The sequence below is a fragment of the Streptomyces sp. NPDC002734 genome (assembly GCF_040295685.1).
GTDB lineage: Bacteria > Actinomycetota > Actinomycetes > Streptomycetales > Streptomycetaceae > Streptomyces.
In genome coordinates this window covers 15,666-36,868 of sequence record NZ_JBEOVU010000005.1, presented here as the reverse complement: position 1 = coordinate 36,868, position 21,203 = coordinate 15,666, and the positions used below count along the sequence as shown (strand labels likewise).

General features: G+C 72.4%; 20 protein-coding genes. 18 read left to right on the top strand and 2 right to left on the bottom strand.

Annotation, left to right across the window (positions count from 1 at the left end):
- Positions 1-22 precede the first annotated feature (22 nt).
- Both ABT026_RS06530 and ABT026_RS06525 read left to right on the top strand, forming a co-directional pair.
- The gene (locus ABT026_RS06530) at positions 23-277 is read left to right on the top strand and encodes a MoaD/ThiS family protein (protein WP_351112863.1); all 255 of its coding nucleotides are present in this window, start codon (positions 23-25) and stop codon (positions 275-277) included.
- Between the two features lie 10 nt (positions 278-287).
- Complete coding sequence (locus ABT026_RS06525) at positions 288-1,541, top strand: hypothetical protein (RefSeq protein WP_351112861.1); 1,254 nt, start codon at positions 288-290, stop codon at positions 1,539-1,541.
- Positions 1,542-1,882: 341 nt separating this feature from the next.
- Here ABT026_RS06525 and ABT026_RS06520 read toward each other — a convergent pair whose 3' ends face one another.
- On the bottom strand, positions 1,883-3,652 hold the full coding sequence (locus tag ABT026_RS06520; protein WP_351112859.1) for a bifunctional metallophosphatase/5'-nucleotidase: 1,770 nt from the start codon (positions 3,650-3,652) through the stop codon (positions 1,883-1,885).
- Positions 3,653-3,897: 245 nt separating this feature from the next.
- Between ABT026_RS06520 and mshD the strand changes: the two genes are divergently transcribed.
- The 14 genes from mshD (at position 3,898) to ABT026_RS06450 (ending at position 18,853) form a co-directional block, all read left to right on the top strand.
- Positions 3,898-4,827, top strand: a complete 930-nt coding sequence (mshD, locus tag ABT026_RS06515; RefSeq protein WP_351112856.1) for a mycothiol synthase — start codon at positions 3,898-3,900, stop codon at positions 4,825-4,827.
- 93 nt (positions 4,828-4,920) lie between these two features.
- A complete protein-coding gene (locus ABT026_RS06510) occupies positions 4,921-5,316 on the top strand; it encodes a GntR family transcriptional regulator (protein ID WP_351112854.1) in 396 nt (131 codons plus the stop codon).
- A complete protein-coding gene (locus ABT026_RS06505; protein ID WP_351112852.1) occupies positions 5,313-6,176 on the top strand; it encodes an ABC transporter ATP-binding protein in 864 nt (287 codons plus the stop codon). The genes ABT026_RS06510 and ABT026_RS06505 overlap by 4 nt, the downstream gene beginning before the upstream one ends.
- Positions 6,173-7,282, top strand: coding sequence for an ABC-2 membrane transporter-related protein (locus ABT026_RS06500; RefSeq protein ID WP_351112850.1), 1,110 nt, complete (start codon positions 6,173-6,175; stop codon positions 7,280-7,282). The genes ABT026_RS06505 and ABT026_RS06500 overlap by 4 nt, the downstream gene beginning before the upstream one ends.
- The gene (locus tag ABT026_RS06495) at positions 7,279-8,361 is read left to right on the top strand and encodes an ABC-2 membrane transporter-related protein (protein WP_351112848.1); all 1,083 of its coding nucleotides are present in this window, start codon (positions 7,279-7,281) and stop codon (positions 8,359-8,361) included. The genes ABT026_RS06500 and ABT026_RS06495 overlap by 4 nt, the downstream gene beginning before the upstream one ends.
- On the top strand, positions 8,358-9,440 hold the full coding sequence (locus ABT026_RS06490; protein ID WP_351112846.1) for an ABC-2 membrane transporter-related protein: 1,083 nt from the start codon (positions 8,358-8,360) through the stop codon (positions 9,438-9,440). The genes ABT026_RS06495 and ABT026_RS06490 overlap by 4 nt, the downstream gene beginning before the upstream one ends.
- Before the next feature lie 247 nt (positions 9,441-9,687).
- Positions 9,688-11,958, top strand: a complete 2,271-nt coding sequence (locus tag ABT026_RS06485; RefSeq protein WP_351112844.1) for an RNA degradosome polyphosphate kinase — start codon at positions 9,688-9,690, stop codon at positions 11,956-11,958.
- The gene (locus ABT026_RS06480) at positions 11,939-13,060 is read left to right on the top strand and encodes a CHAD domain-containing protein (RefSeq protein ID WP_351112842.1); all 1,122 of its coding nucleotides are present in this window, start codon (positions 11,939-11,941) and stop codon (positions 13,058-13,060) included. The genes ABT026_RS06485 and ABT026_RS06480 overlap by 20 nt, the downstream gene beginning before the upstream one ends.
- Entirely contained in the window at positions 13,057-13,476 is a 420-nt protein-coding gene (locus tag ABT026_RS06475; RefSeq protein ID WP_351112840.1) for an NUDIX hydrolase, read from the top strand. The genes ABT026_RS06480 and ABT026_RS06475 overlap by 4 nt, the downstream gene beginning before the upstream one ends.
- A 775-nt stretch (positions 13,477-14,251) precedes the next feature.
- Entirely contained in the window at positions 14,252-15,391 is a 1,140-nt protein-coding gene (gene pstS / locus ABT026_RS06470) for a phosphate ABC transporter substrate-binding protein PstS (RefSeq protein ID WP_351112838.1), read from the top strand.
- Positions 15,392-15,510: 119 nt separating this feature from the next.
- Entirely contained in the window at positions 15,511-16,617 is a 1,107-nt protein-coding gene (gene pstC / locus ABT026_RS06465; protein WP_351112836.1) for a phosphate ABC transporter permease subunit PstC, read from the top strand.
- On the top strand, positions 16,614-17,660 hold the full coding sequence (gene pstA, locus ABT026_RS06460; protein WP_351112833.1) for a phosphate ABC transporter permease PstA: 1,047 nt from the start codon (positions 16,614-16,616) through the stop codon (positions 17,658-17,660). Before pstC ends, pstA begins: the two co-directional genes overlap by 4 nt.
- A 19-nt stretch (positions 17,661-17,679) precedes the next feature.
- Complete coding sequence (gene pstB, locus ABT026_RS06455) at positions 17,680-18,456, top strand: phosphate ABC transporter ATP-binding protein PstB (protein WP_351112831.1); 777 nt, start codon at positions 17,680-17,682, stop codon at positions 18,454-18,456.
- 226 nt (positions 18,457-18,682) lie between these two features.
- Positions 18,683-18,853, top strand: a complete 171-nt coding sequence (locus ABT026_RS06450; protein ID WP_351112829.1) for a hypothetical protein — start codon at positions 18,683-18,685, stop codon at positions 18,851-18,853.
- 64 nt (positions 18,854-18,917) lie between these two features.
- Here ABT026_RS06450 and ABT026_RS06445 read toward each other — a convergent pair whose 3' ends face one another.
- The gene (locus tag ABT026_RS06445; RefSeq protein ID WP_351113122.1) at positions 18,918-19,253 is read right to left on the bottom strand and encodes a metal-sensitive transcriptional regulator; all 336 of its coding nucleotides are present in this window, start codon (positions 19,251-19,253) and stop codon (positions 18,918-18,920) included.
- A 246-nt stretch (positions 19,254-19,499) separates the two neighbouring features.
- Here ABT026_RS06445 and ABT026_RS06440 point away from each other — a divergent pair, with 246 nt between their 5' ends.
- Both ABT026_RS06440 and ABT026_RS06435 read left to right on the top strand, forming a co-directional pair.
- A complete protein-coding gene (locus ABT026_RS06440; protein ID WP_351112827.1) occupies positions 19,500-20,120 on the top strand; it encodes a DUF47 domain-containing protein in 621 nt (206 codons plus the stop codon).
- 8 nt (positions 20,121-20,128) lie between these two features.
- On the top strand, positions 20,129-21,130 hold the full coding sequence (locus ABT026_RS06435) for an inorganic phosphate transporter (RefSeq protein WP_351112825.1): 1,002 nt from the start codon (positions 20,129-20,131) through the stop codon (positions 21,128-21,130).
- The last annotated feature ends 73 nt before the right edge of the window (positions 21,131-21,203 follow it).

Here is a 21,203-nt window from a genome sequence, read left to right as displayed (position 1 = left end):
GTTCACTCAGCCGAGGAACGGTATGGCACAGGTCATGGTGCGCTATTGGGCCGCCGCCAAGGCCGCGGCCGGCGTCGCCGAGGAGTCCTTCGACGCGGACACCCTCGCCGACGCGCTGGACGCGGTCCGCACACGGCACCCCGGGGAGCTCACCCAGGTACTGCGGCGCTGCTCGTTCCTGATCGACGGCGATCCCGTGGGGACCCGCGGGCACGACACCGTACGGCTGGCTCCGGGCGGCACGGTCGAGGTGCTCCCGCCGTTCGCAGGAGGGTGACCCCCACAGCATGAGCAACCAGTACGAGCAGCCGTACCCGGGGCCGCACCACGGCCCCGGCGACGGCTACCCGCAGGCGCCGTCGCCGTCGGAGACCACCCAGCAATGGCAGGGCAACACCTGGGACTCCCAGATGCAGCCCCACCTCGGCGCCTCGCCCGCCCGCGAGCCGCAGGCCGCGCGCGCGGCGTACCCCCCGCCGGCGGCGCAGCCCGGCGCGGCGGTCCCGTACCCGCACTCCAGCGGTCCGATGCCGGGCGCCGAGGCTCCCGGGACGCACGGCGGCGGGTACCCGGGGCACGGCGGGTACCCGGGGCAGTACGACGGCGCGCGGGCGGACGTCCACGCCCCGGCCGGACCGCAGGCGTCACCGGCGCCGGCCCCGCAGGCCGCCGCCCCGCACGCCTCGGCGATGCCCGGCGGGGCCCCGGCCGACGCCTCCCAGGCCGGGTCCTCACAGGCCGGCCCCTCCCAGGGCGGTCCCGACCTCGCGGGCTACGGCCCCGCGACCGTCGGCGGCAACACCCGGGTGACGGACGCCCAGCGCGCCCGCGCCGAGGGCCGCTCGCCGATCATCGACCCCGGCATCCAGCCCGCCGCGCTGACCGCCGTGCTGTCCCTGCTGCTGGCCGGGGGCGCGGCCCTCGGCACCTGGGCGCTGCTGCTCCCGCTGGTCGTGCTCCAGGGCCTGACCGCGGCCGGCTGGTTCCGCCTGAACGGCATGTGGCCCGCCCGCCAGGGCATCGCCCTCGGCTTCCTCGGCGCGCTTGCCGCCGACGCCGCCGTCCTGGCCGTCGGCCGCGAGCACGGCACCGGCGCGGTCCTCGGCACGCTGGGCGTGTGGGTCCTGCTCACCCTGGTACTCCAGCTCCGCAGCCATGCCGAGCCGGACGAGCGGATGTACGGCCTCACCGCGGCCCTCGCCGCCGCCGCGCTGGCCATCCTGGCCACCGGGCACCTCGCCGCCGCCCCGCGGGCGGTGACCACCGGCGGTGTCGCGGTGGCCGCCGCGATCCTGGTCCGCGCCGTCGTCGCCAAGCCGCCGGCGGCCGGCATGGTCCTCGGGGTCGCCGTGGCGGCCGGTGCGGGCGCGCTGGTGGGCGACGGGCTCAGGGGCGCGCTGCTGGGCGCGGTCGCCGGTCTGTGCGCCGTGGTGGGTCACCGGGTCGCCGCCTACGACTACCCGTCCCGCTTCGTGCACTTCACGGCGGGCGTCGCCCTGCCGCTCGCCCTGGCCGCCCCCGCGGCGCTCCTGCTGGGCTGACTCAGGCGAATCGGGCCGCCCCGTCCCCCGGGGTGACGCCTGTGCCTGGCGGAAACGGCACGTCGGCCGGTGCGGGACCGCCCGCGCCGGCCGATGGCCCAGGTCACCTGACGTTGGGTCACCGGCTCACGGTGAAGGCGCACCAAGCTCCGTGCCGAGGACCGCTCGCCGCCGGTCCGCACGACGGAACCGGGCGGGACGCCCGGCAACTCGCCCGCGCCAGGACGAAGGGGAACGTCACTACAGCGAACGGAAGAGCCGCCCCGTGCGATGTGCACGGGGCGGCTCCTGCGCGTCGGGGCCTCAGGCCCGCGAGTCCCCAAACCCGCGGGCCTTCGGGCTCATTCGACGACGGTGATGCGCTTCGCCGCGGACGGCGCGATCGGCGAGGCCGGGGAGGACGTCGCGGTCATGTAGTCCGCGAGCGCCGTCAGGTCGTCGGTCCCGACGACCATGTCCGTGCCCTTGGCCAGCGCCGGGTAGTTGTCCCCGCCGCCGGCGAGGAAGTTGTTCATCGCGACCCGGTAGGTGGCCGTGAGGTCCACCGGCTGACCGTGGATCCGGATCGAGTCGGCGATCACGCGGTCCGCGCCGGACTTCGTCATGTCCAGCGTGTACGTGAGTCCCTCGGAGACCTGGAGGATCTTCGGGGCGGCCTCGTTCTTGCCACTGACCTGCTGCTGCAGCGCGGCGACGATGTCGGCGCCCTTGAGGTCCACCATGTTCACCGTGTTGCCGAACGGCTGGAGGGCGAAGCCCTCGGCGTAGGTGACGACGCCGTCACCCTCGCCGGCGCTCTGCGCGTACTTGAGCGCCTCCACACGGATGCCGCCCGTGTTCATCAGCGCGAACGCCGTGTCCGGGTCGACGGTGCGGGCGTGGGCCAGCTGCGCGTCCGCGATCAGGTCGCCCAGCTGGCTCTCCCGGCCGGCCTTGGTGATGTCGGCGCTGATGTAGCCGATGGGACGCTTGGCCACCGGCTCCGCCAGCGGCTTCCAGCGGTTGATGACGTCGGTGATGTCCTTGTCGGGGTCCTGGGTCCGGCTGACCACGTGGTTGGCCGAGTCCACCGCGGTGCGCACGATGTCCTTGGTCGCCCGGTCGTAGGTCAGCGTGGTGTCCGTGTACAGACGTCCGAAGGAGGCCGCCGAGGTCACCATGCGGGAGTTGCCCGCCGGGTCCTTGATGTCGCACACGTAGGCGTTGTGGGTGTGACCCGTCACCAGTGCGTCGACCTTGGGGCTGACGTTCTTGGCGATGTCGACGATCGGACCGGAGATGCCGCCGGCCTCCGCGTCGCACAGGTAGTTGTACGCGCCGTTGGCGGGCACGCCGCCCTCGTGGATGAGCGCCACGACGGACTTGACGCCCTGTGCGTACAGCTCGTCCGCGTACTTGTTGATCGTCTCGACCTCGTCGTGGAACTCGAGGCCCTTGATGCCCTCGGCGGTGACGATGCCGGGGGTGTTCTCCAGCGTGACACCGATGAAGCCGACCTTGACCGGGCCCTGCTTCCAGACCCAGTACGGGGCCAGAGCCGGCTCGCCGGTCTTCTCGTCGGTCACGTTGGCGCCGAGGTACGGGTAGTCCGCGCCTTCGAACGGCGTGTCGGTGTAGCAGCCGTCGGTCGGGTGACAGCCTCCGTCGCGGATGCGCTTCAGCTCGGTGAGGCCCTCGTCGAACTCGTGGTTGCCCACGCCGGACACGTCCAGGTCGAGCTCGTTGAGCGCCTCGACGGTCGGCTCGTCGTGGAACAGGCCCGAGAGCAGCGGGCTGGCGCCGATCAGGTCGCCGGCCGCGGCGGTCACGCTGTACTTGTGCCCCTGGCGCGCGGCGCTCAGCGAGGCCGACAGGTACTCGACGCCGCCTGCGGGGACGGGATTGGGGTTGCCGATCTCCGTCACCTGGCCGTCCTTGCCGGCCGGCGGCTCCAGGTTGCCGTGCAGGTCGTTGAAGGAGAGCAGCTGCACGTCGACCGTGCGGGCGCTCGCGGCCTGGGCGTCGTCGGACGCGTCGGCGGGAAGCGCCGCCGTCAGCGCGCCGACGGTGGCCAGCGCGGCGCCGGTGATCAGAATGCGGTGGGTACGTCTCTGCCGGGTGATCCGCGGCATGGTCCCCCCTCTTGAATGAGTAGGTGCACAGTGGGGTGGCTGAGCGGCAGCTTAGGGTCAACGCGCGTAGCTGCGACAGGGGACGCGGGTCACATCCTGGTTTCGACTGTCCGAAAACCCGTCACACCACCGGCCGGCCGGCACGCCGTCCTCCGCCCGCGACCGGGTGGACCTCCGGACGCGGGACCGCCCGGACGACCACGCCGAACGGCCGGCGTACCGGGCGCAGGCCATACGCTCGAAGCATGACCAGCCCTCTCAGTCCTCGCCAGATCGACACCCTGGACCGCCTCACCCCCGCTCAGGTCGACGCGGTGACCGCCCTGCTGTCGGCCGCCTCGGACGCGGACGGCCAGCACGCCGTGTCCGAACAGGGCCGGCTGCACCTGAGGAGCGGTGAGCCCCGCCCCGGCATCCTCCACCTGCTGCTGACCGTGGGGGACGACGGCGAACTGGCCGGTTACGCACAGCTGGACGGCTCCGAGCTCGTCGAGCCGCCCGCCGCCGAGCTGGTGATCCATCCCTCCCACCGCGGCCGGGGCCACGGCCGCGCGCTCGGCAGCGCCCTGCTGGCCGCCACCGGCAAGCGTCTGCGGGTGTGGGCGCACGGCGGCCACGCCTCCGCCCGCCACCTCGCGCAGGTCCTCGGCCTCACCCTCTTCCGCGAGCTGCGCCAGATGCGCCGCCCGCTGACCGGCCCCGACGCCCCGGAGCTGCCCGAGCCGGTGCTGCCCCCGGGCGTCACCGTCCGCACCTTCGTGCCCGGGCAGGACGACGCGGCCTGGCTCGCCGTCAACGCCGAGGCCTTCGCCCACCACCCCGAGCAGGGCTCGCTGACCCAGCGGGACCTGGACGACCGCGAGGCCGAGGCCTGGTTCGACCCGGAGGGCTTCTTCCTCGCGGAGAAGGACGGCGAACTGGTCGGCTTCCACTGGACGAAGGAGCACGCCGAGGAGAACCTCGGCGAGGTCTACGTGGTCGGGGTGCGCCCCGGCGCCCAGGGCGGCGGGCTGGGCAAGGCGCTCACCGTCACCGGTCTGCGCCACCTCGCCGCCCGCGGCCGGCCCACGGCGATGCTCTACGTGGACGGCGACAACAAGGCCGCCGTCACCGTCTACGAGCGTCTCGGCTTCACCACCCACGAGACGGACCTGATGTACCGCACGGAGCTCTGACCTCGACAACGGCACGCAGGGGGCGGCGACTTGACGCCGCCCCCTGCTTTGCACCACCCTTCCACTACTCAATTAGTGAAAGGGTGTTGTCGAGTGGTCGAGTACCGCATCGACCGGCGCAGCGGCGTCGCCACCTATCTGCAGATCGTCCAGCAGACCAAGCACGCCCTGCGGCTGGGCCTGCTGGAGCCGGGTGACCGGCTGCCCACGGCACGGGAAGTCGTGGCGGCCACCGCCATCAATCCGAACACCGTCCTCAAGGCCTACCGCGAACTGGAACGCGAAGGCCTGGTGGAGGCCCGGCGCGGCCTCGGCACGTTCGTCCGCCGCACCCTGGGCCCCGCAGCCGCCGACTCGGCGCCGCTGCGGGACGAGCTCACGGCGTGGGGCCGCAAGGCCAAGGCCTCCGGCCTGGACCGCGACGACGTGTCCGCGCTCCTCACCTCCGTCCTGGACGACCTCTATCCCATTGGGGGGGACCACCGATGACCGAGACCGCCATCGAGGCCGAGGCGCTGGGCAGGCGCTACACCCGCCTGCTGCCCCGCCGCCGCGTCAACTGGGCGCTCCGGGGCTGCTCGTTCAGCCTCCCGGCCGGCCGTGTCTGCGCGGTGGTCGGCCCCAACGGCGCCGGCAAGTCCACGCTGCTGGCCCTGGCCGCGGGCCTCGACCGCCCGACCGAGGGCGCGATACGGGTGCTCGGCGGCAGCCCCGCCGACGCGCGCGAGCGGGTCGCCTACGTCGCGCAGCACAAGCCGCTCTACGGCCAGCTCACGGTGCTCGACACGCTGCGTCTTGGGCACGCGCTCAACCCGGCCCGCTGGGACCAGGCCACGGCCGAACGCATCGTCGCCCAGGGCGACCTGGACGTCACGGCCACGGTCCGCAGCCTCTCCGGCGGCCAGCGCACCCGGGTCGCGCTGGCCCTGGCGCTGGGCAAGCGGCCCGAACTCCTGCTGCTGGACGAGCCGATGGCCGACCTCGACCCGCTCGCCCGCCACCAGCTGATGGGCGAGCTGATGGCCGAGGCCGCCGAACACGGCACCACGGTCGTCATGTCCTCGCACGTCATCGCGGAGCTGGAGGGGTCCTGCGACCACCTTCTGCTGATCCGCCGCGGCCGGGTCCGCCTCCAGGGCGAGCTGGACGACGTGCTGGCCGCGCACACCCTGGTCACCGGCCCCGCCGACGCCTCCCTGGACGGCCACACGGTGATCGAGTCCCGCACCACCGGCCGCCAGGTCACCGCCTTGGTCCGCCCCGACGGCCCGCTCCCCGCCGCCCACGAGGCGGCCGCGCCGACCCTCGAGGAACTGGTGCTGTCCTACCTCAGGGAGCCCGTCGCATGACCCGCACCCTCACCTCACCCGCCCCGTACGAGGCCGAGGACGCCGCGACGCCGGTGAAGGCGCCGGGCGGCCTGCCCTGGACCGTGCTGCGCCTCCACCGCTGGGCCCTGTGGCTGTGGATCGCCTACGTATGCCTGGCGTCGGGGGTGCTCCTGTGGGCGTGGGGGCCCGCGGTGGGCGAACTGCGGCCACTGGCCGCGTCGTGCGAGCTCGGCGGGGCGGTCCAGCCTGCCTGCGCGCGAGGTGTGTACGCGGCCCTGGGGAACTACCAGGAGTTCATGGACCTGGGCTTCTTCGCCATCCTGGGCGCCCCGCTCCTGGTCGGCGGCTGGGCGGCCGCCGCGCTGACCGCCCGGGAGACGGAGACCGGTACCGCCGGCCTGGCCTGGACCCAGTCGGTGTCGCCCGCCCGCTGGCTCACCACCAAGCTGGCGCTGCCGGCCGTGGCCGTCACCGCGGGCATGGCCCTGCTGCTCGCCCTGTACCGGCTCGCCTACCTGGAGGGCGTGGAGCTCTTCATCGAGATCCGGAAGTGGACACCGTCGTGGTGGAACGAGAACCTCCTCACCGCGATGGGCGTCGTCATGCTGCCCCGCGTCCTGTGCGCGGTGGCCGTCGGCGTCCTGCTCGGCCTGCTGCTGAAGCGGACCCTGGCCTCGCTGGGCACCGGGCTGCTGCTGATCGCCGCGAGCACCTTCGCCGTCACGGTCGGCCGCCACGCCTTCTGGCCGACCCTGGTTCGCCACGGCAGGGAGAGGACCGGCGAGTCGCCGTACCTGAGCCACACCGGCTCCGAGTGGCAGATCTCCACCGGCGCGGTGACGCAGTCCGGCGAGATGACCGGGGAGGCCGGGGAAAGGGCCGGGTACGGGTGCATGGAAGCCGGCTACCGGGAGTCGCATCGGGGTTTCGACACCGACGCCTTCTACGCCTGTCTGAAGGACAAGGGCTACACCGACGTCTGGATCGCCTACCACCCCAAGAGCCACTACTGGCCGCTCCAGCTCGTGGAGTCCGGCGTCTGGCTCGCCGTCGCCGCCCTCGCGGTGTTCCTCTCCTACCGCCTGCTGCGCAACCGCACGGCCGTCGGGAGGGGTGCGGCGTGACCACGACCCTGACCACGACCCCGGCCGACGCCCCGGCCACCGTTAAGCGCCCGGGGGGTCTGATCCGCACCGTGCTGCGCCTGCACCGGTGGGCCCTGTGGGTGTGGATCGCCTACGTCGCCCTCGGAGCTGGACTGCTGCTGTGGGCGTGGGGGCCCCTCCTGGGTGACGCCCAGGCCGCGGTGGACGCCTGCGCCGGCCTGCGGAAAGGCCCGCGCTGCGGCGGAAGCCAGTTCACCGCCTTCAGCTGGTACGAGAACCACCTCCGTTACGGCTTCTACGTCATCTTCATGGCTCCGTTCCTGGTCGGCGCCTGGGCGGCGGCCTCTCTGACCGCCCGCGAGATGGAGACCGGCACCGCCCAGCTGGCCTGGACCCAGTCGGTCACCCCGGCCCGCTGGCTCACCGTCAAGCTCGCCGTCCCGGCCGTCGTCGTGACCGCCGGCACCGTCCCCCTGCTGGCGCTGTACCGCCTCGCGTACCGCGCGGGCGACGACCTGCGCGCGCAGGTGTGGCCGATGGGCAAGGAGTGGTGGGGGGAGGAGTTCTTCACCGGGCTGGGGATCGCCACGGTGCCCCGCGTGCTGTGCGCGGTGGCGGTCGGCGTCCTGCTGGGCCTGCTGATCCGACGCACCCTGGCCTCCCTGGGCACGGGCGTGCTGTTCATGACCGCGGCCTCGGTGAAGTTCCTCGTCGCCCGCCACCTCCTGTGGCCGACCGAGATCCGGTACGGCTACTCGCACGACATCCACACCACCTACGTGGGCGTCTCCGACGGCGAATGGCTGCTCGAGAGCGGGGCGGTCACCCCGTCCGGGGACCGTGTCCCGTACGACTTCGGCTGCATGGACGCGGCGTTCGACGCCCGCCAGGGCAAGCGGGACGAGGCGGAGGCCTTCTACGCCTGCCTCAAGGAGAACGGGCTCAGTGACGTCTGGGTGACGTACCACCCCAAGAGCCACTATTGGCCGCTGCAGTTCGCTGAGTCCGGTGTCTGGCTCGCCGTCGCCGCGCTCGCGGTGTTCCTCTCCTACCGCCTGCTCCGCCGCCGCACGGCCCTCCGGAAGGGTGCCGCATGACCACGACCTTGACCCCGCCCGAGACCCGTCAGGCGCCTGCCGCGCCGACGAAGGCCCCGGGGGGAACGGCCTGGGCCGTGTACCGCGTCCACCGGTGGGCCCTGTGGGTGTGGATCGCCTACGTCGCCCTGGGCGCCGCGGCGCTGCTGTGGGCGTGGGGGCCGGCGGTGAACGACCTCGCGGCGCAGCTGGAGGCCTGTCCTCCGTCCGCGACGACCGCGCCTCCCGCCTGCCCGGGAGGGCTGAGCGACTCCTTCGACGCGATGGAGGTGTACAGCGGCGCGCTACGGCTCGGCTTCTACCTCATCGTCCTCGCACCCCTGCTGGTCGGCGCCTGGGCGTCCGCGTCCCTGACCGCACGCGAGGAGGAGACCGGCACCACGCGTCTGGCGTGGTCCCAGTCGGTCGCTCCCGCCCGCTGGCTCACCGCCGCACTCGCCCTTCCCGCCGTGGCGGTCACCGCGGGCATGGCGCTGCTGCTGGCGCTCTACCGCCTCGCCCACCAGGCGGGGGAGAGGACGAACCTCGCCCTCTTCCGGGGGGCCAGGAGCAGATGGGCCGAGGACATCTTCACCGGGACCGGCGTCGTCATGGTGCCCCGGATGCTGTGCGCGGTCGCCGTCGGCGTGCTGCTCGGCCTCCTGCTCAGGCGCACCCTGGCCTCCCTCGGCGCCGGGGTGGCGCTGATGACCTTCGGCACCGCGTGGTTCCTGGAGCAGCGCCAGCTGCTCTGGCCTGCCGAGATCCGGTTCGGCTACAAGCTGGGCGCCCCCTCGCCCCGCTGGTATTCCGCCGACGACGAGTGGCCGATCGACAGCGGCGCGGTCACCGCGTCCGGTGACCGGGTCGGGTACAACGGCAGCTGCCTCGACGCGGTCCACCCCAGCGAGGGCCCGGCCGGGGACGCCGGCGACTTCTACGCCTGCCTGAAGGAACAGGGGCTCACCGACGTCTGGGCCACCTACCACCCGACGAGCCATTTCTGGCCCCTCCAGCTCGTGGAGTCCGGCATCTGGCTCGCCGTCGCCGCCCTCGCGGTCATCCTGTCGTACCGCGTCCTCCGGCGCCGTACCGCCTGACGCCTGGCAGCCAACTGCCCGTAACCCGGTATTCAGGCGCGCTTGAAACCCTTCCCCGGTGGTGAACACCCCTCCTACCGATGCCGGCGCCCCGCCCCCCGAGGACCCCTCGGGGGGCGGGAGCACGTCCTCGACCCCGGCGAAGTCGCGCAAAGGCGGCGTGAGCAGGCGGAATGCTCACCTCCGGGTGCTTCCACGCGCCCGGTCCGACATGCCATTCGACGCCGCCACGCGGAACAATGGGGTCATGAGCGAGCCCAGTGCCCAGGACCCCATGCCCCAGGACCGCAGCGCCCAGGATTCCGCCGCGCAGCTGTCGCAGGCCGCCGTCGGACTGATATCCAAGCGACAGGCGGGACACGAACCGCCGCGCCGGCCGCTCCGTGACGAGGAGCAGGAGGCGGGTCCGGACTTCGAGGGGTACCAGGAGGTCCGCCACGAGGACGGTCCGCTCCCCGAGGGCCGTTTCCTGGACCGCGAACGCAGCTGGCTCGGCTTCAACGAGCGCGTCCTCGAGCTCGCCGAGGACCCGAACACGCCGCTGCTGGAGCGGGCGAACTTCCTCGCGATCTTCGCCAGCAACCTGGACGAGTTCTTCATGGTCCGCGTCGCCGGTCTCAAGCGCCGCATCGCCACCGGCGTCGCCCAGCGCTCCGCGTCCGGGCTCCAGCCCCGCGAGGTGCTGGAGATGATCTGGGCCCGCTCCCGCGAGCTCATGGCCCGGCACGCCGCCTGCTTCCACGAGGACGTCGCCCCCGCGCTGGCCGACGAGGGCATCCACGTCGTGCGCTGGGGGGAGCTGACCGAGAAGGAGCAGGCGCGGCTCTTCACGCTCTTCCGTTCCAAGATCTTCCCGGTCCTCACACCGCTCGCCGTGGACCCCGCGCACCCCTTCCCCTACATCTCCGGCCTCTCGCTCAACCTGGCCGTCGTGGTCCGCAACCCGGTCTCCGGGCACCGGCACTTCGCCCGGGTCAAGGTGCCGCCGTCGCTCTCCCGCTTCCTGGAGGCCTCCCCCGAGCGCTACGTCCCCATCGAGGACGTCATCTCCGCGCACCTGGAGGAGCTGTTCCCGGGCATGGAGGTGCTGCAGCACCACGCCTTCCGGATCACCCGCAACGAGGACCTGGAGGTCGAGGAGGACGACACCGAGAACCTCCTCAAGGCGCTGGAGAAGGAGCTCATGCGGCGCCGCTTCGGCCCGCCGGTGCGCCTGGAGGTCGAGGAGTCCATCGACCGGCACGTCCTGGACCTGCTGGTGCGCGAGCTGAAGATCACCGAGGCCGAGGTGTACCCGCTGCCCGGGCCGCTGGACCTCACCGGCCTCTTCGGCATCGCCGGCCTGGACCGCCCCGAGCTCAAGTACCGCAAGTTCATCGCCGGCACCCACCGCGACCTCGCCGAGGTGGAGTCCGCCTCCGCACCCGACATCTTCGGCGCCCTGCGCGAACGGGACGTGCTGCTGCACCACCCCTACGACTCCTTCTCCACCTCCGTCCAGACCTTCCTGGAGCAGGCCGCCGCCGACCCGGACGTGCTGGCCATCAAGCAGACGCTCTACCGCACCTCCGGCGACTCGCCGATCGTCGACGCCCTGATAGACGCGGCCGAGGCCGGCAAGCAGGTCCTCGTCCTGGTCGAGATCAAGGCCCGCTTCGACGAGCAGGCCAACATCAAGTGGGCCCGCAAGCTGGAGGAGTCCGGCTGCCACGTCGTCTACGGGCTGGTCGGCCTGAAGACGCACTGCAAGCTGTCGCTGGTGGTGCGCCAGGAGGGCGACACCCTGCGCCGCTACTCGCACGTCGGCACCGGCAACTACCACCCCAAGACGGCCCGCCTCTACGAGGACCTCGGCCTGCTCACGGCGGACCAGCAGGTCGGCGCGGACCTCTCCGACCTGTTCAACCGGCTCTCCGGCTACTCCCGCCGGGAGACCTACCGCCGCCTGCTGGTGGCCCCCAAGTCGCTGCGCGACGGGCTGGTCTCCCGCATCGGCAAGGAGATCCGCCACCACCGGGCCGGCCGGCCCGCGTACGTGCGGATCAAGGTCAACTCGATGGTCGACGAGGCGGTCATCGACGCCTGCTACCGCGCCTCCCAGGCGGGGGTGCCGGTGGACATCTGGGTCCGCGGCATCTGCGCGGTGCGGCCCGGCGTGCCGGGGCTCTCGGAGAACATCCGGGTCCGGTCGGTCCTCGGCCGGTTCCTGGAGCACTCGCGGATCTTCTCGTTCGCCAACGGCGGCGAGCCCGAGGTCTGGTTCGGCAGCGCCGACATGATGCACCGCAACCTCGACCGGCGCATCGAGGCGCTGGTCCGGGTCACCGACCCGACCCACCGGGCCACCCTCAACCGGTTCCTGGAGACCGGCATGTCCGACTCCACCTCGTCCTGGCACCTCGGCCCGGACGGCGAGTGGACCCGGCACTGCATGGACCCGGACGGGAGGGCGCTGCCCCACGTCCAGGAGATGCTCATCGACGCCCGGAGGCGCCGGCGTGGTCCAGCGACACCCTGACAGCGATGCCCTGGCGGCCTACCTGCGCGCGCAGGCCACCGAGTTCCTGCGCGCGCCGAAAGGGCTCGCCGCGGGCGGAGGCGAAGGCGGAGGCGCCGAGTGCGCGCCCGCCCTGCTCAGGGCCGCGCGCCGGATCGGAGCGACCCTGCACACCTTCCACGCCGCGCTCGACCCCGCCTGGTCCACGGCCTTACGGCGCGAGCTCGCCTGGTTCTCCGGCGTCCTCGCGCAGGAACGCCTGCACACGGCCACCCTGGGGCGGCTGCGGGCCGCGCTCCAGGAGCCGCGGGGAGACCTGGGCGCGGCCAAGGCGGCAGCGTTGCTGGAACGCCGCCTCACGCCGGCCCGCGGCCGGGCGCACTCGGCGGTGCTGGAGGCGCTCGGCTCGGCCCGGTTCCACGCCCTGGCCGACGCGGTGGCCCTGCTGGCCGGTGAGGTCCCCCTGCGGGGCGGCGGGCCCGCGTACGGTGCGGCCGACGGCCGGGGCGCGGTCGACGTCCGCGGTCGCGGCCGCGCGGACGGCCCTGGCCGGGGCGGCACCGCGGGGCTCGACGGGCTCGAGGACGGTGGCGGGGCCCCGCAGGCGGGCGGCGGCCGCGCCGACGCGGGAGACGGTGCGGAGGCCGGCGACCGGACGGGCCTGCGCGTGCACGCCGACACGGCGGGGCGGCGGCTGGCCGAGGCGGTGGCGGCGCTGCCCGAACCCGACGCGGGGCCGGACCGGGCCCCCTACCCCGCCGACCAGCCCGGCGACGGCGACGCCCCCTGGCACCAGGTCCGGCTGCTGCTCCGGCTGCACCGGTACGCGCTGGAGGCCCTCACCGAGCCGGTGCCGCCCCGGCTGGTGTCCGCGGCGCGGGCGCTGGACCTGCACCGGGACGCGGCGGAGGCCGCCTCGGTCGCCGCCGCGGCCGCCCGGACGCCGCGGATCGCGCCGGCCACGGCGTACGCGCTGGGCAACCTGCACGCGCACCAGCGGCACGAGGTGCTCGCCGCGCGCCACGACTTCCACCGGGCCTGGGGCTCCGCGGCGCCGCCCCGGGCGGTGTCCCCGGCGGCATCCCTCCCCCACCCGAGCACGAGCACGGTGACGGTCCCATGAACGACGACGACAGCGACGACACGATCCTGGCGGCGGGCTGCGTCCTGTACCGCCGCGGCCCGGGCGGCGGGCTCGAGGTCTGCCTGGTGTACCGGCCCAAGTACGGCGACTGGTCCTTCCCCAAGGGGAAGCTGGAGCCGGGGGAGACGGCGGAGGAGGCCGCGGTCCGGGAGGTCGCGGAGGAGACGGGCCACCACGTGTCCCTCGGGCCGCGGCTGCCGACCGTCCGTTACACGGTGGGCGGGCGGCCCAAGCGGGTCGACTACTGGGCAGCGGAGACGTCGGCGCCCGACACCTTCACCCCGACCCATGAGATCGGCGCCCTCGCCTGGCACCCCGCGTCCACCACCCACCACCACCTCACCCACCCCCACGACCACCCCGTCCTGACCGCCTTCATCACCCGCCTCCTCTGACCCGACCCCGGCGCCCTCCCGCTGCCGCACCCACGCGCCAACGACCCACCCACGCGCCCTTTGCCGCCCCCTGACCGGCACGACCAGAACCAGCACGGCCCCACGTGCCCCCGGCCCCTGCCGCCTCGGCGGGCCAGCCGCACCACCACCCCGCGCCCTGCGGGCAATCGTGCCGCTGGGCGGCACGGGTGGGCGCAGGGCCCACGTCCCCACGAGACAGCTCGCTCCACGCGACGTAAGCCCTCCGGGAAGGGGGCGGGTCGGGGGATCGAACGACGCTGACCACCCGGGCTGCGCTTGCCCCGCCCTGCGGCAAGGTCACGCGGGACAGGACCGTCGGCTCACGCACGGTGGACCGCAAGGGGGCCGGAGTCACCGCCCCGCAGTGGCCCCAGGCCCCGGCCGGGGTGGAGGCCTGCCCCGGACGTCCGCGCGGCGGGCGGCGTGGAGGCGGCGTGAACTCGCGCGGACGCGGCGCGGCGCGAACCGAGGACGCGCGAGGACGCGGCACCGCCCGGGCCCCCGCGCGAGCCCCCACGGGCCACCGCGCGGCGGCGGGAAGCGCGGGTCACCAGGGAAGAGGGAGCCGCACCGCACCGTCCCCGCGGATTCACCCCCCGTTCACTCTCCCCCGTCGACCCCGTCACCTCCCCGGCCTAATTTCGGCCTTGACGGCGGGGAAACCGTCGCAAGGCCAACCCCCCGCCACCGAAACTTCGCACGCCGCCACGCGAACGAAACGCACCCGGCGGCTCCCGGAAGGAATCCACGAAAAGTGACGCTTCAGCGCAAGACCCGGCGCAAGACCCCGCGGGCCCTGACCCTCGGCGCTCTCGCCGTTTCCGGCGCCCTGGCCCTCACGGCGTGCGGCTCGGACGCGACGAACGAGACCGGCACGAACGACAGCGCGGCCAGCGCTCAGGCCGGCGACATCGACTGCGGCGACGCCAAGGGCCAGCTCCTCGCGGACGGCTCGTCCGCACAGAAGAACGCCATAGACGCCTGGGTCAAGCAGTTCGCCGCCGCGTGCAAGGGCGGACTGCAGATCAACTACAAGGGCTCCGGCTCCGGCGCGGGCATCACCGCGTTCACCCAGGGCCAGGTGGCCTTCGCCGGTTCCGACTCCGCGCTCAAGCCGGAGGAGATCGAGGCGTCGAAGAAGATCTGCAAGGACGGCCAGGCGATCGACCTGCCGATGGTCGGCGGCCCGATCGCGGTCTCCTACAACCTGCCCGGCGTGGACGAGCTGGTCCTCGACGCTCCGACCCTGGCGAAGATCTTCGACTCGAAGATCACCACCTGGGACGACGCGGCGATCAAGAAGCTGAACCCGGACGCCGAGCTGCCGTCCACCAAGATCCAGCCCTTCCACCGCTCGGACGAGTCCGGCACCACGGACAACTTCACCAAGTACCTGATCGCCACCGCCCCCGACAACTGGAAGTACGAGGGCGGCAAGTCCTGGCAGGCCAAGGGCGGCCAGGGCGCCTCCGGCTCCAGCGGCGTGGCCCAGCAGGTGAAGCAGACCGAGGGCGCCATCGGCTACATGGAGCTCTCGTACGCGAAGGACGGCCAGACCGTCTCCATCGACACCGGCGCCTCCGCCCCGGTCGCCGCCAGTGTGGAGAACGCCTCCAACGCCATCGCGGACGCCAAGATCGTCGGCACCGGCAAGGACCTGGCGCTGGAGCTCAACTACGCCACGAAGGCCGACAACGCCTACCCGATCACCCTCGTCACCTACGAGATCGTCTGCGACAAGGGCAACAAGGCCGAGACCCTCCCGGCGACCAAGTCCTTCCTGAACTACATCGCGAGCGAGGACGGCCAGGCGCTGCTCGCCGACGCCGGCTACGCCCCGATCCCCGACGAGATCATCGGCAAGGTCCGCGAGACCATCGACGGCCTCGCCTGATCCCCCGAGCCCGGCCCAGGGCCGGGCTCCGTCCGGTGCACCGCCGCCAGGAGCCGTCCGGACCGCCCCAGCCCCGACCGGGGCGGTCCGGCACCGGCCTCCGCAGACCGGAGATCCCGATGGACATATCCACGCAGAATTCACAGCCTTCACCGACGTCACCGACGACCGGCGCCGACGCCCGCCCCGCGACAGGGGCCACGCCCGGCACCCCGGACGCCACCGGGCCGGACCGCACGCCGCACGACGAGCCCCCGCCCGCCCCAAGCCCCGCCGCCCCCGCGAAGCCCGCGCCCCGCACCGCGACCCGCCGCGGCGACCGCGTCTTCCTCGGCCTCTCCCGCGGCTCGGGCATCCTGCTGCTGGCCGTGATGGCCGCGATCGCGGTGTTCCTGAGCTACCGCGCCGCCCTCGCCATCAGCAGGGACCAGGGCAACTTCCTCACCACCTTCGAGTGGGACCCCAACAGCACCGAGCCGGTCTTCGGCATCGCCGTGCTCGCCTTCGGCACCGTCGTGTCGTCGGTGATCGCCATGCTCATCGCGGTCCCGGTCGCGGTGGCCATCGCCCTCTTCCTCACCCACTACGCCCCGCGGAAGCTGAGCGGCCCCATCGCCTACGTGGTGGACCTGCTCGCGGCCGTGCCGTCGATCGTCTACGGCCTGTGGGGCGCGCTGGTCCTGGTCCCTCACCTGAACGGCCTGTTCAGCTGGCTCGACACGTACCTGGGCTGGACCGGGATCCTCGCCTGGCAGGGCGGCGCCCCGCGCTCCATGCTCACCGTCGGCATCCTGCTGGCGATCATGATCCTGCCGGTCATCACCAACGTGAGCCGCGAGGTCTTCCGCCAGGTCCCGAAGGCGCACGAGGAGGCGGCCCTCGCCCTCGGCGCCACCCGCTGGGAGGTCGTCCGCATCTCGGTCCTCCCCTTCGGCCGCTCCGGCGTGATCTCGGCGTCGATGCTGGGCCTGGGCCGGGCGCTCGGCGAGACCATGGCCGTGGCGACCGTGCTGTCCCCCAGCTTCGACATCCAGGCCAGCCTCCTGGACCCGGGCGGCGGCACCTTCGCGCAGAACATCGCCAGCAAGTTCGGTGAGGCCAACGAGCAGGGCCGCGACGCCCTGATCGCCTCGGGTCTCGTCCTGTTCGTGATCACCCTGGTGGTCAACGGCGCCGCGCGCATGATCATCGCCCGCCGCAAGGAGTACTCGGGGGCCAACGCATGAGCACCGCAACCGTCCTCAAGCCCGTCTCCCTGCAGGGCGCGCGGCTCCCGAAGTGGGCCCCGTGGGCCGTCGCCGTCACCGCGGTCGCCGTCGCGGTCGCCGTCGGCCTGGCGGCCGGCCTGGACAGCCGCGTCCAGTGGGGCCTGATGGCCGCCGTCCTGTTCGTGCTGGGCACCTACGCGCTGTCCGCCAAGGTCGAAGGGCGCCGGCAGGCCAAGGACCGCGTCGCCACCAGCCTCGTCTGGGTGGCCTTCCTGCTGGCCGTCGTCCCGCTGCTCTCCCTGGTCTGGGAGACCGTGGCGCGCGGCGTGAAGGTCCTCGACGGGTACTTCCTCACCCACTCCATGGGCACCGTCGCCGACGCCGAGCCCGGCGGCGGCATCTACCACGCCATCCTGGGCACCGCGCAGCAGGTGGGCCTGGCCACCCTGATCGCCGCGCCGGTCGGCGTGCTCACCGCGATCTACCTGGTCGAGTACGGCCGCGGCGCGCTGGCGAAGGCCGTCACCTTCTTCGTCGACGTGATGACCGGCATCCCGTCCATCGTGGCCGGCCTGTTCATCCTGAGCCTGATGCTCATGTTCGACCTCCAGCCCTTCGGCTTCGCCGGCTCGCTGGCGCTGGCCATCCTGATGATGCCGGTCGTCGTCCGCTCCACCGAGGAGATGCTCAAGCTCGTCCCCAACGAGCTGCGCGAGGCTTCCCTCGCCCTGGGCGTGCCCAGGTGGCGGACCATCCTGAAGGTCGTCCTGCCCACCGCGATCGGCGGCATCACCACCGGTGTGATGCTCGCGATCGCCCGGATCGCCGGCGAGAGCGCCCCGGTCCTGCTGCTGGTCTTCGGCAACCCCTTCATCAACGCCAACCCCTTCGAGGGCGCCCAGGCGTCGCTGCCGCTGTACATCTACCAGCAGTACGTCAACAGCGCCGGCTCGACGGCGGCCTACGACCGGGCCTGGGCGGCGGCGCTGACGCTGATCGCCTTCGTGATGGTCCTCAACCTGGTGGCCCGCGGCATCGCCCGCTGGAAGACGCCCCGCTGAACTTCTGGAAGTGACTGAAATGGCCAAGCGAATCGACGTCGGCGGGCTCTCCGCCTTCTACGGCGCCCACAAGGCCATCGAGGACATCTCGATGACCGTCGAGCCCCGCTCGGTGACCGCCTTCATCGGCCCCTCCGGCTGCGGCAAGTCCACGTTCCTGCGCACCCTGAACCGGATGCACGAGGTCGTCCCCGGCGGCCGCGTCGAGGGCAAGGTGATGCTGGGCGACGAGGACCTGTACGGCCCCGGCATCGACCCGGTGTCGGTGCGCCGGGAGGTCGGCATGGTCTTCCAGCGGCCCAACCCGTTCCCCACCATGTCGATCTTCGACAACGTGGCGGCCGGGCTGCGCCTGAACGGCGACCACAAGAAGTCCACGCTCGCCGACATCGTCGAGCAGTCGCTGCGCGGCGCCAACCTCTGGAACGAGGTCAAGGACCGCCTCAACAAGCCCGGCTCCGGCCTCTCCGGCGGCCAGCAGCAGCGCCTGTGCATCGCCCGGGCCATCGCCGTGCAGCCCAAGGTGCTGCTGATGGACGAGCCCTGCTCGGCGCTCGACCCGATCTCCACCCTCGCCATCGAGGACCTGATCGGGGAGCTCAAGGAGCAGTACACGATCGTCATCGTGACCCACAACATGCAGCAGGCGGCCCGCGTCTCGGACCGCACCGCCTTCTTCAACCTGGCCGCGATCGGGCAGCCGGGCCGGCTGATCGAGATCGACGACACCGAGCGGATCTTCTCCAACCCGTCGGTCAAGGACACCGAGGACTACATCTCCGGCCGCTTCGGCTGACCGGGCCGTCCTCACCAGCTCCTCGCGGTGCTGCATGGCGGTGCCACCGCGAGGCCCAGGGGCCCGCGCCCGACCGGCGCGGGCCCCTTCACATCCTCCGCACCCACCATGCGCGGGAGCCGTCGTGGGCCCTTGGGACTAGCCCGTCCGTGCCATGCGCGAAGCGCCTCCGTCTCCCTACCCTGGGAAGCCCGTACGGCTTCCGGCAGAAGGAGGGGTGATCGGCGTGGCCCCGCTCGGCGCTCCGGGACAGGTCCAGGACCAGATCGCTCTCGCCGAGATAGAGCTCTGCGGCGACCTGATGATCGCCGCCTCCTCGGCGAACGTGGACCGTCTCAGCCAGGCGAGCATCGACGAGATCCTTCGCGTCGGCGAGGACCGCCGCGGCTCACGCTGACCGCCGCGGCTCACGCCGCCCGACGAGCGTCGCGGGTCACGCCGACCCGCCGCGGGCGGGCGGCTCAGGTGCGCAGCATGCGGGCGATGGCCTTGGTGGCCTCCTCGACCTTGGCGTCGATCTCGTCGCCGCCCCTGACCGCCGCGTCGGCGACGCAGTGCCGCAGGTGCTCCTCCAGCAGTTGCAGCGCGAAAGACTGCAGGCCCTTGGTGGAGGCGGACACCTGCGTGAGTATGTCGATGCAGTAGACGTCCTCCTCGACCATCCTCTGCAGGCCGCGGATCTGTCCCTCGATCCGCCGCAGCCGCTTGAGGTGGTCGGCCTTGCGGGCGTGGTAGCCGTGGTGCTGCCCGTGCTCCTCGGCGGCGGGCGCCTCCCCGGCCGACCCGATCTCCGGCATCGTCGCCATCTCCGGCAGCCCTCCTCGCCTCACATGTCGCATTCGTCACGTCCGGGCCCTGGCGGCCGGCGCGAGATGCATACCCCTGGCGGGTATATGGTACTCGCGTTCGGTGGGTAGATGGGGGTACGGCCGCCCCGGAGCGGATGGGCGACACTGGATCCCGGCCAGCACGCTCCATTAGCAGCGGCCCCCCGATGGGCCTAGCATCACCCTGACCGATTCGACAGCCTCCGAGGACCCCACGTGCGCTTTCGTCTGACCCCGAGGGAGACGAGCTTCTACGACATGTTCTCCGCATCCGCGGACAACATCGTCACCGGCTCCAAGCTCCTGCTGGAACTGCTCGGCGCGGAGCCGTCCGCACGGGCCGAGATCGCCGAGCGGATGCGGGCCGCGGAACACGCCGGTGACGACGCCACCCACGCGATCTTCCACCAGCTGAACTCGTCCTTCATCACGCCGTTCGACCGCGAGGACATCTACGCCCTCGCGGGCTCGCTCGACGACATCATGGACTTCATGGAGGAGGCCGTCGACCTGGTCGTCCTCTACAACGTCGAGGAACTCCCCAAGGGAGTCGAGCAGCAGATCGAGGTGCTGGCGCGGGCGGCCGAACTGACCGCCGAGGCCATGCCCAACCTGCGCACCATGTCCAACCTCACCGAGTACTGGATCGAGGTCAACCGCCTCGAGAACCAGGCGGACCAGATCCACCGCAAGCTGCTGGCCCAGCTCTTCAACGGCAAGTACGACGCCATGGAGGTGCTCAAGCTGAAGCAGATCGTGGACGTCCTCGAGGAGGCGGCCGACGCCTTCGAACACGTCGCCAACACGGTGGAGACGATTTCGGTCAAGGAGTCCTGAGCTCCGACATGGACACCTTTGCCCTGATCGTGACCGTCGGCGTCGCGCTCTTCTTCACCTATACCAACGGCTTCCACGACTCCGCGAACGCGATCGCCACCTCGGTCTCCACCCGGGCGCTGACGCCGCGGGCGGCACTGGCGATGGCGGCCGTGATGAACCTCCTCGGCGCCTTCCTCGGCTCCGGCGTCGCCAAGACCGTCAGCGAAGGACTGATCGAGACGCCCGAGGGCTCCAAGGGCATGGGCATCCTGTTCGCGGCGCTGGTCGGCGCGATCGCCTGGAACCTCGTCACCTGGTACTTCGGCCTGCCCTCGTCCTCCTCGCACGCCCTCTTCGGCGGCATGGTCGGCGCGGCCCTGGCCGGCGGGATCACCGTCTTCTGGGACGGCGTCCTGATGAAGATCGTCCTGCCGATGTTCATCTCCCCCGTGGTCGGCCTGGTGGCCGGCTACCTGGTGATGACGGCCATCATGTGGATCTTCCGCCGGTCCAACCCGCACAAGGCCAAGCGCGGCTTCCGCATCGCCCAGACCGTATCGGCGGCGGGCATGGCGCTGGGCCACGGTCTCCAGGACGCCCAGAAGACCATGGGCATCGTGGTGATGGCCCTGGTCATCGCCGACGTCGAGGAGTACGGCGACGCGATCCCGGTCTGGGTCAAGATCGTGTGCGCCCTGATGCTCTCGCTGGGCACCTACGCGGGCGGCTGGCGCATCATGCGCACCCTGGGCCGCAAGATCATCGAGCTGGACCCGCCGCAGGGCTTCGCCGCCGAGACCACCGGCGCGTCGATCATGTTCGTCACCGCGTTCATCTTCAAGGCGCCCATCTCGACGACCCACGTGATCACCTCCGCGATCATGGGTGTCGGTGCCACCAAGCGCGTCAACGCGGTGCGCTGGGGCGTGGCCAAGAACATCGTGCTGGGCTGGTTCATCACCATGCCGGCCGCCGCCCTGGTGGCCGCCGCCTGCTACGGACTCGTCCACCTGGTCGCGCTGCTCTGACGCGGCCCCCGCTGCCCGGCCGGCTCCTTCGCCGGCCCCGCCGACGGCCTCGTGCCGCCCCCACGCCCGGGGG